Raw genomic sequence first — 13,072 nt, 5'->3', positions numbered from 1 at the left:
GGGCGGGGTGGCGGCTGCCTTCACTCTGCTGCCAGGATGGTCCGATGAGCAGGGCCAAACCACGCCTGCCCGAGGAGTCCATAACCGCCGGGTCGGACTTCCTGCACCTCGACATCGCCGCCGCGCCGCCCGGCCGTCGCGCCGACTGGCTCGCCGAGCAGCTCCGGCGGGCCATCGCCGACGGGCGCCTCCCCGTCGGCGGTCGACTTCCCGCCACCCGGGTGCTCGCCGCCGACCTCGGCGTCTCGCGGGGTGTCGTCGTGGAGGCGTACCAGCGGATGGTGGAGGACGGCCACGTCGCCGGGCGCGGGCGGGCCGGCACCGTGGTCGTCGCCGCCCCGGCCGCCCCACCCGCTCCGCCGACCCCGGCCGCCGCGCCGACCCCGGCCACCCTCTTCCCGCCGGCCCCGGGCACCGACATCTTCGACGCCGTACGCACGGCGCCCGCGCGGATCGACCTGACGCCCGGCGTACCCGATCTGGCGGCGTTTCCGCGGGCGGACTGGCTGCGCGCCGAACGGGCCGTGCTGCGGCATTTGGCGGCGTCGGACTTCGGCTACGGCGACCCACGCGGCGCACCAGCACTGCGGCGGGCCGTCGCCGTCTGGCTCGCCCGCAGCCGGGGCATCGCCGTCGACCCCGCCGAGGTGATCGTCACGACGGGCGTCTCCCAGGCGCTGGGGCTGCTCGCCCAGGCGCTGCGCCCCGACGGGATCGACACTGTCGCCGTCGAGGACCCGGGCTCGCTCGGCGTGCGGCAACACCTGAACAACTGGCGGGTCGCCACCCCGCCGGTCGCGGTCGACGCCGCCGGACTGCGGGTCGACGAGCTGGCCGCCAGCGGCGCTCCGGCGGTGATGCTCACCCCGGCCCACCAGTTCCCGACCGGCGTGGTGCTCGGCGGCGACCGCCGCCGCCAGCTCGCGGCGTGGGCCCGGGCCGGCGGCCTGGTCGTCGAGGACGACTACGACGCCGAGCACCGCTACGACCGGCCGCCGGTGCCCGCCCTGCGCGCCGTGCTGCCCGGCCACGTCTGCTACGCCGGCAGTGTGTCGAAGCTGCTCGCGCCCGCCCTGCGGATCGGCTGGCTGCTGGTGCCGCCACGCCACCGGGACGCGGTGGTCGACGCCAAGCGCAACGCCGACCTGGGCAACGCGGTGCTGCCGCAACTGGTGCTGGCCGAGCTGATGACCTCGGGTGCGCTGGAGCGGCAGCTGCGGCTGCTGCGTCGACGGCATGTCCGGCGGCGCGACGCGATGGTGGCAGCCGTCGCGCGGCACCTGCCGGGCGCGACGGTGCACGGGGCGGCGGCCGGGCTGCACCTGACGGTCACGCTGCCCGGCGCGGTGGCCGACACGGAGGTGGCGTCGGCCGCGTTGGAGCGTGGGGTGAAGGTGCAGCCGCTGTCGTGGCACTGCCAGCGTCCCCATCCGCCGGGGCTGGTCCTCGGGTACGCGGCCAACACGGCCTCGGCCATCGAGGAGGGCGTCGGGGTGATCGCCGCGGCCCTGGGGGCCGGCCGGAACTGACCGACACCGGAAGCGAGCGGACGCGCCCGGCAGGGCGGCCGCCCGTCGACCGGTGACGACCCGTCGTGTGCGGACCCGCCGCCGTGGGCCTGACCCGGGTGGCCGCAGGGAGTTTGTCCGGTGTAGGCACGGGGACACGTCCCTGCCACCGCCACGCGCGAGGGAGGAGTTGGTGTGCGGTTCCCCAACCGGCCTCGACGCCGTTTCCGGCCCACCCGGGTCATGACGTCGCCGTGTCCGCCCGACGGGTGACGGGAGTGCGGCGTTTCCGCTCGGTGACCGAGCAGTCCCGGGTCGCCACGGAGGAACTCTTCCTCGACGTGGTGTTCGTCTTCGCGTTCATCCAGGTGACCACCCTGATGACGGCGGAGGCGGGCGAGCTCGGAGTGCTGCACGGCCTGCTCGTTCTCACCATCCTGTGGTGGTCCTGGTCGCTGTTCGCCTGGCTCGGCAACCGGGCCCAGGCGAGCTACGGCATGTCTCGGCTGGTGATCCTCTCCGTCACACCGATCATGTTCGTGCTGACGGTGACGATCAACGAGGCCTTCACCGACGTTCCCGGCGGCACGGACACGTCGCTGGCGTTCGTGGCCTGCTTCGCCGCCGTGCGGGTGCTCTACCTGGCGCTGCGGATCTACGCGACCCCCGGGCTGCGCCGCGTCGACCTCGCCGCGCTCACCGTGCCGATGGTCGTCGCGGTCACCCTGCTGCTGGCTGCGGCGCTGCTTCCCCGATCGACCCTCGGCGCCGACCAGGCAAGGGCCGGGCAGGTCGTCCTCTGGCTGCTGGCGGTCATCGTCGACTACGGGGCAGGACAGGCGCTCCGGGTCCCCGAACGCCAGATCTTCTCCGCCCGGCACTGGGCCGAGCGGCACAACCTGATCATGATCGTGGCGCTCGGCGAGGTGCTGGTGTCGGTCGGCATCGCCGGCGGCAGCGTACCGGGCTCACCGGGTCTGCTCACCGCCTCCGCGCTCGCCGTGGTGGTCGCCGGCGCCCTCGAATGGATCTACTTCGACCTGTCCGCCCTCATCGGCGAACGTGCGCTGCGGGACGCGGACCAGGCCCGTCGGGTGGTCCTCGCCAGAGACGGCTACACCTTCCTGCACCTGCCGATGGTCGCCGGGATCATCCTGCTCGCGCTCGGGCTGAAGCACGTGCCGTCGCTGGTCGGCGACGCCCACGCCTACCGGCGGGGCGACCCTCTCGACAGCCTGGGTCTCTACGCCATGTACGGCGGGGTGGCGCTGTTCATGCTCGCGCACGCCGCGTTCCAGTGGCGACTGAGCCGCGCCGTCCGTACCCTCGTGTGGCCGCGGGTCTTCGCGGCGATCCTGCTGGTGGCGCTGATCCCGGTCGTCGCCCGCCGGTCGGCACTCGCGGCGCTGGCGTGGCTGAGCGTGATCTGCGTCGTCACGGCGGTGATCGAGTTCTTCCTGTCCCGCCGCGAGCGGCGGCGGCTCCGCGCGGCGCTGTCGGAGGAAGAGGAGTGCCCGACGCAGTGAGCCCGACCGTGTGGGGGAGCGCGGTGGGTGTCTCCGTGCCGCTTCGGAAGGTCATCGTCGCCGCCCAGGTTGGCGATCATCCGGCGCAGGACGTCCAGGGCCGCGACGTACTCGTGGTCGGGCGGTACCGGTGCCCGACGTCGTGCGTCATCCTGACGGCATGGCCGACGCGAACGCCCCGGAACCGCTCACGCTGCACGTGTACTGCCGGCTCACGGTCGCCGTGACCGACCCGCGAGTGCTCACCGAACACGCGGTGGCCGAGCTGCGGGCGGCGGACATCGACTGGTCGGCGGAGGAGGACGACCTCGACGCGGCCGTGGCGGAGCTGCGTGCCGACGTCGCGGTGTCGCTGGCGTCGGTGGTGGACATCGGCCGGCTGGTCGACGGGCTGCCGGGCGTGGCGGCCAGGGGCGGACTGTGCTGGGCCGAGCCCGGAGCACCTCGGGAACCGAACTGGCCCCGAACGGGTTGTCGATGACGTAGCGCGACCGGCCGTCGTCGCCGGGCCGACCGAGTTCGGTGGGGGTGCCGTCGTGCCGCGTCGGGGTGGGAGGTGCGGGTGCGAGCTGTGGACGGCCGACACCCCGGCGCCGCCCGAGGTGTCGACTCCGCTCATGTCCGATGTGGTCGGTGTCACGCTAGCGTCTGCGCACGCCGACACCACCGCCACCGCTCCCGGACAGGAGAGCGCCATGACCACACCGCTCAAGGCCGCCGCCGCCCTCGTCACCGCGCTGCTGCTCGTCCTCACCGCGGCGGCCCCCGCCCAGGCCGCCACCCCGTACACCAAGACGCCCGTCTCCGGGTCGCTGCGCGCCTACAACGTCTCCGGCGTGTACGTCGCCGGCGTCTCCTCCGGTGGCTACATGGCCACCCAGCTCCACGTCGCCTACTCGTCGCGGATCCGGGGCGCGGCGGTCTTCGCCGCCGGGCCGTACTACTGCGCGCAGAACAACGTCGTCCAGGCGCTCAACGGCTGCGGCGACAACCTGTACCCGACGAACGTGACCGCCCTGCAGACCTACACCCGGACGTGGGCCACCTACGGCTGGGTCGACCCGGTCGGCAACCTCTCCGGCGATCCCGTGTACGTCTTCCACGGCAACAACGACGGCGTCGTCAAGAAGTCCGTCACCGACGACCTGGTCCGCTACTACCAGCACTTCGGCGCCGGCGTGCAGTACGACAGCGGCTCGCCGGCCGGCCACGCCTGGGTCACCCCGTATGGGACGCTGGGGTGCACCGCCACCGCCTCGCCCTTCCTCAACGACTGCGGCACCGACCCGCAGAACGCTCTGCTGCGCAAGCTGCTCGGCAGCGTGCAGGCGCCGAACACGGGCCCGCTCGGCGGCACGCTCATCCGGTTCAGCCAGAACACCCACGCGGTCAACGGTTGGGCCAACGGCCTGAGCATGGACGCCAACGGGTTCGCCTACGTCCCGGCGTCCTGCGCCGCCGGGCAGTCGTGCCGGCTGCTGGTCGCCCTGCACGGCTGCCTCCAGGGCTACGGCGCGGTCGGCACCGCCTTCGTCGACCGGGCGAACCTCAACCAGTACGCCGACACCAACAACCTGATCGTGCTCTACCCGCAGGCGCGGGCCACCGCCGGCACCAACCCGAACGGGTGCTGGGACTGGTGGGGCTACCTCGGCGCGACCAACTATCCGATCAAGGGCGGCGCCCAGGTGGAGACCATCATGAACATGGTCCGCCGGCTGGACGGCTGAGCCGCCCCTCACACGCCTGAGCGGGAGCCTCGCACCGGGCTCCCGCTCAGGCCGGCTCGTCGGCGGGCGCGTCGCTGCCCACCAGGCGCGCGTCCGCCGCGGCCTGACCGTCGGCGTCCCGCGCCTCTTCGCACACCGTGGCGGCGTCCACCCAGTGCCGCCGCGCCTCGGCGGCGTCGCCGAGGGCCGCCGCCGCGTCGCCCAGGTGCAGCAGCGTCCGCCCCAGCCCCGCCGTCGGCCGCCCGTCGCGTAGCCGCCGGCTCTCCGCCAGCAGCTCGTACGCCTGCCGCGCCTGGCCGGGCGCGGAGGCCAGCAGCGCCGCTCCCGCGTTGAGCAGCGCGGCGGCCCGGTTGGTCGGGTCGGCCACGGACTCGTACTCGCGCAGCGCCGCCCGCCACGACTGCGCCGCGTCGAGGTGCTCGCCGAGCCCGGCGTGCACGAGCACCAGGTTGGTCAGCGCCGCCGCGTAGCCCCGGGCGTCGTCGAGCGCGCGGAAGGCGTTCGCCGCCCGCACCAGGTGGTGGTGCGCGGTCTCCAGCTCGCCCCGCGCCAGCCGGGCGGCACCCATCCCGAGGTCGGTCAGGGCGTGCCCGGCCCGGTCCGCGCCGGAGCGGTGCCGCCGGGACAGCTCCAGGTGCTCCACGGCGTCGTCGAGCTGCCCCAGGTCCAGCAGCACCAGGCCGAGGTTCATCCGCGCCTGCGCGGTGCCGCGCCGGCCCCGCTCCGCCACCGCCAGGCTGAGCGCCGTCGCCGCTCCCTGCGGGTCGCCCCGGCGACGGCGCAGCACCCCCAGCTCGTTGTGGGCCCAGCCGGCGATCTCCGGCCGGTCGTCGGCGGTGGGCGTGGCCAGCACCGTGCGGCACACCTCCTCCCACTCGCCGAGCCGCTCCGCGTGGGCGAGCCATCCGCACAGCGCCACCGCCAGCCGGAACCACCAGCGGCGTACCCGCCGCGGCAGCGTCTCCGCCGCGCCCGCCGGCACCTTCACCACCGCCAGCAGCAGCTCCTGGTGCAGGTCGAACCAGCCGTACGGGTCGTCGTCCAGGGCCAGCGTCGGCTCCCGGTCCGGCGAGCCGGCCACCGCGAGGCTCGCGGCGTGCCGCTCGGCGCGGCGGGCCAGGTGCCGGGTGAGCCGGGCCTGCGCGGCCACCCGCCGCCGCGCCGGCTCCGCGTCGCGCAGGTGCATCCGGGCGTACGGGGCCAGCAGCGGGCGCACCTCGTAGCGGTCGCCGGGCGCGCCGGTCACGAACCCGCCGGCGGCCAGCTCGTGCAGCAGCGCGGCCACCCGGTCCGGGCGGCGGCCGGCGAGCGCCGCGATCGTCGGCCGGTCCAGCGGCACCGGGCTGAGCGACATCAGCCGCCACAACCGCCGCGCCTCGCCGCCCAGCGCGTGGTACGCGGTGTCCCGCCCGGTCACCAGCAGGGTCGCCGGGGACGCGGCGACGTGCTGGTGCGGGGGCGTGTCGACGGCGCGGCGCAGCGCGTCGAGCACGTCGGCGTGCCGCCAGCCGTGCTGCGCCGTACGCCGACCCAGCTCCGCCACCGTGCGGGGCTGCCGGCCGCACAGCTCGACGAGGGCGCGTACGGCCGGGTCGGTGCGCGGATCCGGGCGGTGCGGCCGGGCGACGGGCGCGGCGGCGCCCGCGGCGGCGAAGAGCTCGACCGCGTCGTCGGCGTCCGGCTCGGCGAGGCCGTGCGCCACCACCCCCTCGAGGGCGTCGAGCGCGGGCGTGCCGACCAGCAGCAGTCGGCAGGCCCGCGCGGTCGGCGGCAGCAGCGGCCGGACCTGGCCGGGGTCGTCCACGTTGTCCAGCACGACCAGGATCTGTCGGCCGTCGAGCTGCCCGCTCACCTCGTCGGCGGCGTCGGCGAGGTCGTCGGCGTGGCCCGACGCCGGCGGCCGGGTGCCCAGGATCCGGGCCAGCGCGGTGAGCACCTGCCGCGGGCCGTGCGGCCGGCCGCCCCGCCGCAGGTCCAGGTAGTACTGGCCGTCGGGGAAGTCGTCCCGGCACAGGTTGGCGGCCTGGATCGCGCAGGACGAGGTGCCCACGGCCCGCCGGCCGACCACCGCGACCGCGTGCTCCTTCGTCAGCAGGTCGATGATCGCGTCGACGTGCCCGGCCCGCCCGGTGAACCCTGCCGGCCAGGGCAGGGTGGGGGCGCCGACGGCGGGCGAGGGCTCGCCGTCGTCCTGCGTCGTGGCCTGCTGCCGCTGGCGCCGCCACTCCACGATCACGGCGGCGGCGAGGCCGAGCACGATCACCCCGGCGCTCGCGGAACCGAGCTGGGCGACCGACAGCTCGGAGAGCAGGTTGCCCGTGACGTTGCCGAGCACCGCGCTGACCGTCCCGCCGACCACGCCGCCGATCGCCAGCAGCAGGCTCAGCCGCCGCGGCCGGCGGGAGCGGCCGGCGGGGCCCTGCCCGCTCACCGGACGCCCCCGGCGACCAGGCCGGCGACGAGCTGGCGGCGGGCCAACACCACCAGCAGCACCGGCAGGATCGAAGCGATCACCGAGCCGGCGGCGAGCGCGCCGCTGTTGGCGACGAAGCCGCGGGTCTGGCCGGCGAGGAACAGCCCCAGCGGCACCGCGCCCGGGCCGCTGAACAGCAGGCCCACCACCAGGTCGTTCCACACCTGCACGAACTCCAGCACGGCGACGGCGACGACGGCCGGGCGGTTGTGCCGGGCGAGCAGCCGCAGCGTGCCCCACCAGTGCCGCCCGCCCACCCGGGCCGCCCGCACCTGCTCGGCGGGCAGGTCGGCGAAGGCGTTGCGCAGCACCAGCACGGCGAACGGCACGCCCAGCGCGACGTGCACCAGCGCCAGGCCGCGCGCCGTGCCCGAGGACAACGCCACCCCGAGCACCTCGTTGACGGGCCCCGCGATCACCTGCACCGGCACGATGCTGGCGGCCATCAGCAGCAGGCCCGTGCCCTGGGCGGCCGGCCCCGTCAGCCAGGCGAGGGGGTACGCGGCGAGCAGCGCGACGCCCAGCACCGCGGCGGTCACCACCGTCGCCAGCACCAGCGTGAAGCCCAGCGTGCGCCACAGCTCGACGCCGGTGAGCAGTTCCCGGTAGGAGGCGAGGCTCGGCGGTCTCGACCACCAGCCTTCACCCGCGGCGTCCACCGTGCCGTGCAGCGAGGTGGCGAGCAGCACCCCGAGCGGCACCAGCCAGGCGACCGCCGCGCCCGCGGCCAGCAGCCGGGTCGACCGGCGTGGTGCCGGCGCCGCCGGGTCGGGCCCGGCGGGCGCCGGGTCCCGGGGTGGAGGCCAGGCCTGCCGCACGAACAGCGCCGCGACCAGCACCCCGGCGGCCACCGCCACCAGCCAGACGACGCCGAGCGCGGCGCCCTCGCCGGTGGTGGCGCCGTTGGAGGTCTGCCAGACCCGCAGCGCCAGCACCGACGCCTCGTCGCGCACCGAGCCGGGCGCGAGCACCAGGATCAGGTCGAACGTGCGGGTGGTGCCGAGCGCCACCAGGGTGAAGACCACCGCGACCGTACGCAGCAGCAGCGGTCGCCACTGGGCGTCCCAGAGCACGTCGCGGCGGTTGCCGCCGTACGCGCGGACCGCGTCGGCGAGGCTCGACGGCACCGCGTCGAGGGCGGCCCGGAACACCAGCACGGCCAGCCCGACCCAGGCCCACACGAACGCCGACATCAGCGCCACCGTGACCAGGCCGGGGCCGAGCAGGTGCGGCGCGTCCGCCGCCGACCGGCCGGTCAGCTTCGCGGCGACCAGGGTGGCCAGCCCGCGCTCCGGGTCCGGGTCGTACACCAGCCGGAACGTGACCCCGGTGACCACCAGCGGCAGCGCGGTCGGCACCACCAGGATCAGCCGGACCAGCCCGCCCTCCTGCGAGCGGCGGGAGGCGGCGGCGAGCAGGTAGCCCAGGACGGTCACCACGGCCGGCACGACCAGCGCCCAGAGCACCGTGCGACCCACCACCGCGCCGGTGCCGGGCGCGGCCAGCGCGGTGCGGTAGTGCTCCGCGCCGACCCACCGGCCGTCGGTGGTGACGCTGGCGTGCAGCGTACGCAGCACCGGCCACGCCACCAGCCCGCCGAGCAGCAGCAGGGCGGGCAGCAGCAGCGTCGAGGTGGCCCCCGCCGCCGGGTAGGCCCGCCCGCGCCGGGGCGGCCCGACGTCGTCGAGGACCGCCGGCTCGCCCAGCACCCGGCTCATCGGCCCCTCCCCGCGGAGCGGGCCGCCGTGGCCAGTTGACCGGTGGCCCGCCGGACCGCCTCGCCGACGGCGACCCCGTCGGTGACGTCGGCGAAGAAGTCCTGCATGATCCGCCAGATGCCCACCCCGTCGGAGCCGGTGAACGGGCCGGGCAGCCGGTCGGAGAGGTCGAAGCGCACCACCTCGGCCGTGCGCAGCTCGGCGGCGAGGCGGCGGCGCACGGCGTCGCGGTAGTCCGCCAGCGGCACGGACACGTTGGGGGAGAGGTAGCCGCCGGCGCGCAGCCACGGCTCGAACGCCGTCCCGCCGCTGAGCCAGCGCACCAGCTCCGCGCCGCGGGCCGAGCCGGCGAAGGCCACCGCCGCGTCGCCGCCGACGATCAGCGGCTTGTCGGCCAGCCGGGCGCCGGGGAAGCGGAACGTCTCCGGCCGCTCCGGGCCCCGGCGGAACCGGCTGGCGACGTCGTCGACGAAGTCGGCCTCGAAGAGCATCGTGGCCCGCCGGTGGTACACCACCTGGATCACCGACTCCTCGTACTGGGTGAGCAGGGCGCGGCGCCCGCCGCCGGGGAACGCGCCGTCGATCCGCCACAGCTCGGCGAGCCGGTCCAGCGCGACCTGCACCGGCCGGGCCCGCCAGTCGGCCTCACCGTGGGCCAGCGCCTCGTAGAAGCCGGGCGGAGCCACGTCGGCGAGGACGTTCTCGAACCAGTCGGTGAGCACCCAGCCGTCGGCCGCGCCGACGGCCAGCGGGGCGGGGCCGTCGCCGGCCCGGGCGCGCGCGCCGAGCCGCCGGGTGAGGTTGACGAGCTGGTCCCACGTGCGTGGCGGCTCGGGGAGCATCGACGGGAAGTACCAGAACAGCGACTTGTGGGCCGCCTTCACCCAGACGCCGTAGCGCCGCCCGTCGGCGGAGAGCAGGTCGGCCATGCCGGGCGGGAGGGCGTAGCTGGCGGCCGGGGTGAGCTCGCGCAGCCAGCCGCGCCGGGCGTACTCCACGACCAGCCCCGACCTGGGCAGGATCGCCACGTCGGGGCTGGTGCCGGCGAGCTGGCGGGCGCGCAGGAACGCGTCGATGTCGTTGCCGGCGCTGATCACCTGCACGCCGGCGTCGTAGCCGGCCACCACCTCGCGGAACCGGGCCAGCTCCCCGCCGCTCCACACCACCGCGACCTGGACCGACGGCTCCGCCCGGGAGCAGCCGGCGACGGCGGTTGCGCCCGCCGCCGCGGCGGCCCGCAGCAGGGCACGGCGGCGCAGCCGCCCCGATGCGGTCACGCGACCACCTCGGCGGCGACCGGCACGTCGGCCAGCGCGCCCGGATCGCAGGTGCACACCAGCACGGCCGCCCCGGGGGTGTCCGGCGGCGACAGCCGCCCGACCAGGTCGGTGAGCCGCCCGACGCCGGCCGGCCCGGTCGGCAGGTCGATCACCAGCACCTCGGGCAGGCAGGCCACCGCCCGGGCCAGCGCCACCCGGAACCGTTGCGCCTCCGACAGCAGGTGTGGTCGCAGCTCCAGGGTCGGCGCCAGCTCCAGCCGGTCGACCACCGTCGCCGTCCAGTCGTCGGCGACCTCCCGGACCCGCTCCCGCCGGCGCTGGCCGTAGGCGATGTTGCGGCGCACGGTCAGGTGGGGCAGCAGCGCGCCGCCGGCCGGGACGTAGGCGATCCGGCGGCGCGGCGGCGGCATCCCGGTGACGTCCCGACCGCCGACCAGGACCTGACCGGCGACCGGCGCGGCCAGCCCGGCCACCACCCGGGCGACGGCGGTGCCGACCGGCGGGTCGGCCACCAGCGCGGCCGAGGCGCCCGCGGCGACGTGGAGGGTCACCGGCGCGGCGTCGGGCACGGCGACGAGTTCGCGCAGTCGTAACGTGGCCATCACCTCCGGTGACCCGGGCAGTCACCCCCAGGGTGGCACAAGCCGGCGCCCCGCGGTGCCCCGCCACCCTCCCCTGTGGAGTCACGGCGGGTTCAGGCCACCACCTCCGGCGGCACCGGCTCCAGCACGTCGAAGCGCAGCCCCAGGGACGGTGGGATGAGCAGCGGCTGCCGTCGCCGCTGGGTCCACAGCACCGGCCTGCCGTCGGTGGCCCGGGCCAGCATCGCCCGCCGCTCCACCCGTACGCCGTCGGCCGGCACCGCCGCCGGTTCCAACTGGTGGGTGGGGTGCGTCCCGCCGGCGGCCGGGTCGACCAGCAGGTCACTCTCCGCCTCGGGCAGCAGCACCGCCGCGGGCCCGGACAGGTCCACCCCGCGCCCCTGCACGTACCGGCGCCGGCCGGCGACCTCCTCCACCACGTACGGGTGCCAGTGCCGGGGCACCCTCGTCATCGGCCGGTACGCGAACCCGGGCCGGCCGGAGGCGTCCAGGTGGGCCGGGGGCTCGGCCGGGGCCTCCTCGTCGCCGAGCACCCCGCGCCCGCGCAGCCGCTGCTCCACCGCCCAGACCAGGTTGGCGTCCTCGTCGGTGCCGATCACCACCTCGTCGAGCACCGGGCCGACCAGCGGCGTGGCCGCCGTGGCCCAGACCACCAGGGAACGGCTGTCCAGCCCGTCGGTGGCGAAGAGGCTCCAGTCGGTGGGCGGCGTCACCGGCCAGTCCTCGCCGAACGAGTCGTGCACCACCACCTCGTCCAGGGTGACCACGTGCCCGGCCAGACCGGGCACCGCGAAGGCGAACCAGTCGTCGGAGTGGTTGACGATCAGGTCGATCAGCAGCAGCGTCGCCAGGTGGGATCGGTCCGGCGGGTAGCCGGCGACGTCCACCGCGGCGTCCTCGATCTGCCACCATCGGGGCAGCGGCGCGCCCGGATAGCGGACCCGCCGGGGCACGGTGGTCGCCGCGTCGACCGGCACGGGCGGGTCGGGCAGCGGGCGGTCGGCGTCCACCGCGTACCAGTCGAGGTCGCCGCCGTCGTGCCGGCGCAGCGCCAGGGTCACCCCGTCGGCGGTGAAGTCGGCGTCGTAGGCCAGCTCCGCCGGATCCCACAGGTCCACCGGCTCCGGCTCCGGCGGGCGCAGCCCGGCGAACCACGCCACGGGCAGGCCCAGCTCGCCGCGTCGCCGCCACAGCTCGCGGCCGTCCACGCCGGTGCCGTCCAGCACGTCGTACGGCACCGGTAGCGCCGCGAGCAGCAGGCCCGGGTCGGCCGGCAGGGGAGTCCCGGCCGCCCCGGCCGCCGCCGCGACCGCCCGGCCCGCCGCGATCCGCCGGCCGGGCGTCCACCAGTCACCCGGCTCGGACTCGACGATCGCCTCGGCGGGGGTGGTGCGCGGGTCCAGGTGTGGCTGCCCGCCCAGCGGGTCGACGGGAGTGAGCCGGGCCCGGTAGCTGACCCGCACCGGGGAGGACGCGTCCTCGCCCTGGTGCTCGCCGAGCTGCCACTGCCGGCCGAGCAGCCAGGCCGGGTCGGCGACCTCGGCGGCGAAGCCACGGGTCAGGTCCGACCCGGCCTGGTCCGCCTCCAACCGTCGTACCGTGTCGAAGACCAGTGCCATCGCCGGTTCACCTCCGGGTCGGGTCGAGCGGGACCCCCGTGGGTCCGTCGGCGGGCAGCAACCCCGCCGGCAGCAGCCCGCGCAGGCCGGGGGTGAGGTCGGCCGGCCGGGCGACCCGGGCCCGGGCCAGTTCGCGGACGTCGGCGAGGAGTTCCACCAGGGTCTCGGGGTCGAGTGGCCGCGACAGGTCCGGCGGCACGGCGAGCAGGATCGCCTGCGGTGCCCGGGCGGCCGGGGCGTCGAAGCCGAAGGTCGCCGCCGTGGCCTGCGCCGCCTCCGGGACCACCTCGGTGAACCGGTCGAGCACGGCCACCGCGACCGGCGCCCCCGGCGGCGTGGCGGTGAGGTCCAGCGTCGGGTCGGCGTACGCGACGACCAGCCGTCGCCCGTCGGGGCCGCCGCTCTGCCACGGGTCGCCGGGCTTGTTGCTCCAGCCGGTCAGGGCCGGCCCGGCGGCGGCGGGCGTGCCGTCGGCGAGCTGGTGCGCCTCCAGCCTGGCGAGCGGCTCCCGGACGGCGGCGCCGCGACGGTGGATCCGGCCGTGGTGAAGGGGTTCGGCGTCGCTCCCGTCCAGTGCTGGAGGACGGCGGTGCCGGTCTGCCGCCGCTCACCGTCC

Annotated in this window: 10 protein-coding genes; 4 read left to right on the top strand and 6 right to left on the bottom strand. The window is 76.3% G+C overall.

What is annotated here, in order from left to right; translation table 11 throughout:
• Positions 1-44 precede the first annotated feature (44 nt).
• The 4 genes from AB0G14_RS24010 (at position 45) to AB0G14_RS23995 (ending at position 4,764) form a co-directional block, all read left to right on the top strand.
• Positions 45-1,529 (top strand): PLP-dependent aminotransferase family protein, encoded by a 1,485-nt coding sequence (locus tag AB0G14_RS24010; RefSeq protein ID WP_357700905.1) that lies wholly within the window; start codon positions 45-47, stop codon positions 1,527-1,529.
• A gap of 257 nt (positions 1,530-1,786) precedes the next feature.
• The gene (locus AB0G14_RS24005; protein WP_357700903.1) at positions 1,787-3,034 is read left to right on the top strand and encodes a low temperature requirement protein A; all 1,248 of its coding nucleotides are present in this window, start codon (positions 1,787-1,789) and stop codon (positions 3,032-3,034) included.
• A gap of 160 nt (positions 3,035-3,194) precedes the next feature.
• A complete protein-coding gene (locus AB0G14_RS24000) occupies positions 3,195-3,515 on the top strand; it encodes a hypothetical protein (RefSeq protein WP_357700901.1) in 321 nt (106 codons plus the stop codon).
• 214 nt (positions 3,516-3,729) lie between these two features.
• Positions 3,730-4,764 (top strand): PHB depolymerase family esterase, encoded by a 1,035-nt coding sequence (locus tag AB0G14_RS23995; RefSeq protein WP_357700899.1) that lies wholly within the window; start codon positions 3,730-3,732, stop codon positions 4,762-4,764.
• A gap of 46 nt (positions 4,765-4,810) precedes the next feature.
• Here the strand turns inward: AB0G14_RS23995 and AB0G14_RS23990 are convergent, their stop codons facing one another.
• The 6 genes from AB0G14_RS23990 to AB0G14_RS23965 form a co-directional block, all read right to left on the bottom strand.
• Positions 4,811-7,195: a tetratricopeptide repeat protein gene (locus AB0G14_RS23990; protein WP_357700897.1), complete on the bottom strand. Its 2,385-nt coding sequence runs from the start codon at positions 7,193-7,195 to the stop codon at positions 4,811-4,813.
• Positions 7,192-8,955 (bottom strand): ABC transporter permease subunit, encoded by a 1,764-nt coding sequence (locus AB0G14_RS23985; protein WP_357700895.1) that lies wholly within the window; start codon positions 8,953-8,955, stop codon positions 7,192-7,194. The genes AB0G14_RS23990 and AB0G14_RS23985 overlap by 4 nt, the downstream gene beginning before the upstream one ends.
• Complete coding sequence (locus AB0G14_RS23980; protein WP_357700893.1) at positions 8,952-10,232, bottom strand: extracellular solute-binding protein; 1,281 nt, start codon at positions 10,230-10,232, stop codon at positions 8,952-8,954. Before AB0G14_RS23980 ends, AB0G14_RS23985 begins: the two co-directional genes overlap by 4 nt.
• Complete coding sequence (locus AB0G14_RS23975; protein WP_357700891.1) at positions 10,229-10,837, bottom strand: ATP-binding cassette domain-containing protein; 609 nt, start codon at positions 10,835-10,837, stop codon at positions 10,229-10,231. Before AB0G14_RS23975 ends, AB0G14_RS23980 begins: the two co-directional genes overlap by 4 nt.
• A gap of 92 nt (positions 10,838-10,929) precedes the next feature.
• On the bottom strand, positions 10,930-12,456 hold the full coding sequence (locus AB0G14_RS23970; RefSeq protein ID WP_357700889.1) for a hypothetical protein: 1,527 nt from the start codon (positions 12,454-12,456) through the stop codon (positions 10,930-10,932).
• 7 nt (positions 12,457-12,463) lie between these two features.
• On the bottom strand, positions 12,464-12,769 hold the full coding sequence (locus AB0G14_RS23965) for a hypothetical protein (protein WP_357700887.1): 306 nt from the start codon (positions 12,767-12,769) through the stop codon (positions 12,464-12,466).
• Positions 12,770-13,072: the final 303 nt, after the last annotated feature.

The sequence above is a fragment of the Micromonospora sp. NPDC023814 genome, assembly GCF_040639595.1.
In the GTDB taxonomy this organism is placed as follows: domain Bacteria; phylum Actinomycetota; class Actinomycetes; order Mycobacteriales; family Micromonosporaceae; genus Micromonospora.
This window is presented reverse-complemented; position numbering and strand designations above follow the sequence as displayed.